At 73.5% G+C, this 3544-nt stretch carries 1 protein-coding gene; it reads left to right on the top strand.

What is annotated here, in order from left to right; translation table 11 throughout:
- Positions 1-3544 (top strand): amino acid adenylation domain-containing protein (locus VIB55_RS08390; RefSeq protein ID WP_331876225.1); only part of this gene is annotated, 3544 nt, incomplete at both ends.

The raw sequence follows: 3544 nt of genomic DNA, 5'->3' as shown, positions 1-3544 counted from the left end.
TGGGCACGCGGGTGATCTCGCGGGTGCGCGAGGTCTTCGGCGTGGAGCTGCCGCTGCGCGCCGTCTTCGAGCAGCCGGTCCTGTCCGGGCTCGCGGCCGAGATCGACCGTCTGCGCGGCACCGGCGCAGCGGCGGGCAGCGACGCCATCGTCCCCGCCGGCCGCGACGGCGACCTGCCCGTGACGTTCGCGCAGGAGCGGCTTTGGTTCGTGGACGCGCTGGACCCGGGGAGCCCGGCGTACGCCATCCCGTTCTCCTACGTCATCACCGGCCGTCTGGACGATGACGCGATGCGCCGCGCGCTGGCCGAGCTGGTGCGCCGCCACGAGCCGCTGCGCACCACGCTCCCGGCCGTCGACGGCGTTCCGGTGCAGCGCATCGCCCCGCCTCCCGCCGAGTTCGACCTGCCCGTCGCCGACCTGCGGCACCTGCCCGACGGCGAGCGCCGGGCCGAGGCCGGCCGCCTTGCCGCCGAAGCCTCGCAGCACCGCTTCGACCTGGCGCGCGGGCCGCTCTTCCGCGCGTCGCTCGTCCGCGTGGCTGACGACGAGCAGCTCCTTCTCCTCAACATCCACCACGCCATCGGCGATGGGTGGTCGCTGGGGGTGCTCCGTGAGGAGCTGTCCGCACTGTACGGCGCATTCTCGCGCGGCGAGCCGTCGCCGCTGCCGGAGCCGCCGCTGCAGTACGCGGACTATGCGGTGTGGCAGCGCGAGCGCCTGTCCGGCGCCGCGCTCGAGCGGCAGGTGGAGTTCTGGCGGCAGGCGCTGGAGGGCGCTCCGGCGCTGCTGGAGCTGCCCAGCGATCGGCCCCGCCCGCCGGTGGAATCGCACCGCGGCGCGGTAGAGCGCCTGGTCGTTGCGCCCGAGCTGGCGGCGGAGGTGCAGGCGCTCGCCCGCCGCGAGGGCGCCACGCTGTTCATGGTGCTGCTGGCCGCGCTGGACGTGGTGCTGGGGCGCCTGGCCGGGCAGGAGGACGTCGTCGTCGGGACGCCCATCGCGGGGCGGACGCGGGCGGAGACGGACCGCATGGTGGGGCTCTTCCTCAACTCGCTGGCGCTGCGGACCGACCTTTCGGGCGACCCGTCGTTCCGTGAGCTGCTGGCGCGGGTGCGGGAGACCACGCTGGGTGCGTACGCGCACCAGGATCTGCCTTTCGAGCGGGTGCTGGAAGAGGTGCGTCCCGAGCGGAGCCTGGCGCACGCCCCCGTGTTCCAGGTGATGCTCAACCTGGCCAACTTCCAGGAAGGCGCCTTCCGCGCCGAAGGGCTTGAGGTGGCGGGGGGCGGTGGGGGCGGCGAGATGGCCAGCAAGTTCGACCTCACGGTGTACGTGGGGGAGGGGGACGGACGGATATTCGTCACCCTGGTGTACGCCGCCGACCTGTTCGACGCGCTGAGGATGCGTGAGCTCCTGGCGCAGCTCGAAGGCGTGCTCCGCCAGGCAGCGGCCGCGCCCGAAACCCGCGTCGGGGCGCTGTCGCTGGCGACGGAGGCGGCGCACGGCGTCCTTCCCGATCCGGCCGAGCCGCTGGACGACGCCTGGCGCGGCGCCGTGCACGAGGTGTTCGCCGCGCGGGCGCTGGAGACGCCGCACGCGCTTGCCGTGGAAGACCCGCGCGAGCAGTGGACGTACGTCGAGCTGGACGCCGCCGCGAACGCCATTGCGCGCAAGCTGGCCACGCATGGCGTAGGGCCGAACGACGTGGTCGCGATCACCGGCCACCGTAGCGCCGCCTTGGTGCGCGCGCTGCTGGGCACGATGAAGAGCGGCGCGGCCTTCCTGGTCCTCGATCCATCCTACCCGGCGGCGCGCCTGGCGGAGTACGTCCGCATCGCGCGTCCCGCCGCGCACCTCCACCTCTCCGCCGCGGGCGACCTGCCGCGAGAGGCGCTGGACGCGCTGGGGGAGACGATCCGCACGACCGTGGTCATCCACCCGCGGAGCGAAGAGCCCGCGGATGCGATGGAGTCTGCCGGCGATCCGCTGAACGTGGATGTCGGTCCCGACACGCTGGCGTATCTCTCCTTCACGTCGGGGACGACCGGGACGCCCAAGGCGGTGATGGGGCGGCACTCGTCGCTTACGCACTTCACGCCATGGCTGGCGTCGGAGTTCGGTCTCTCCGCATCCGACCGCTTCAGTCTGCTGAGCGGCCTGGCGCACGACCCGCTGCACCGCGACGTCTTCACCCCGCTCCAGCTCGGCGCCGCTGTGGTCGCGCCGGAGCCGGACGAGACCGGCACCCCCGGCTACCTCGCGCGGTGGATGCGCGAGGCAGGCGTCACCGTCGCGCACCTGACGCCTGCCATGGGCCAGCTGCTGGCCGACGCCTCCGAGGGGGAGCGGATCGAGTCGCTCCACCGCGCCTTCTTCGTGGGCGACGTCCTCCGCCGCGCCGACGTGCAGCGGCTGGCGGCGCTCGCGCCCAACCTGCGCGTCATCAATTACTACGGTTCTACCGAGACGCAGCGCGCCGTCTCGTATCACGTGGTCGATCCCGCAGCCGAGCAGAAGGAGATCATCCCGCTCGGGCGCGGAATCCCGGGGGTGCAGCTGCTGGTCCGCAACGCGGCGGGGGAGATCGCGGGAATCGGCGAGGTGGGCGAGATCTGGATGCGCTCGCCGCACTTGGCCGCCGGCTACCTGGGCGACGAATCGCTCTCTGCGTCCCGCTTCGTGGCCAACCCGTGGACCGGTGATCCGCGCGACCGGCTGTACCGTACCGGCGACCTGGGCCGCTACCGCCCTGACGGCGAGGTGGAGCCGATGGGCCGCGCCGACCAGCAGGTGCAGGTGCGCGGCTTCCGCGTGGAGCTGGGCGAGGTGGAAAGCGCCCTCGCATCGCACGGCGCGGTCAAGGAAGCCGCCGTGATCACGCGCGAGGCGGGTACGGGCGACCGCCGGCTGGTCGCGTACTGGGTGCCTGCCGAGGGATCGGCCGAGCCCGACGCCGCCGCGCTCCGGGCGCACCTGAAGGCGCTGCTGCCGGAGTACATGGTCCCGTCGGCCTACGTGCGGCTGGACCGGCTTCCGCTGACGGCGAACGCCAAGCTGGACCGCCGCGCCCTGCCCGAGCCGGAGGTGGCGGCGGGCGAGTCCCATCCGGTCGCGCCGCGCACGCCGACCGAGGAGATCCTGGCGCAGCTCTGGGCCGAGGTCCTGCGCCTGGAATCCGTGGGCGTCGACGACGACTTCTTCGCGCTCGGCGGGCACTCACTGCTGGCGACGCGGCTGCTGTCGCGCGTGCAGAACTCGCTCGGCGTGGTCGTTCCGCTCCGCACGGTGTTCGAGGGGCCCACGGTGGCGGAGCTCGCTCTGCGTGTGGACGCGCTGCGGCAGGGCGGGGCGCACGCGCTGCCCCCGGTCGTACGCGTCGGTCGTGACCGTCCCCTCCCGCTCTCGTTCGCCCAGGAGCGGCTCTGGTTCCTGGACCGGCTGGAGGGCGGGAGCGCCGCCTACAACCTTCCCGCCACGCTGCGCCTGGGCGGCGCGTTGGACGTGGACGCGCTGGAACGCGCGCTGGGCGAGATCGTCCGCCGGCA

The organism is Longimicrobium sp. (assembly GCF_036554565.1).
GTDB lineage: Bacteria > Gemmatimonadota > Gemmatimonadetes > Longimicrobiales > Longimicrobiaceae > Longimicrobium.
Note: the sequence above shows the minus strand (reverse complement) of the source record. Positions and strands in the feature narration are given on the sequence as shown.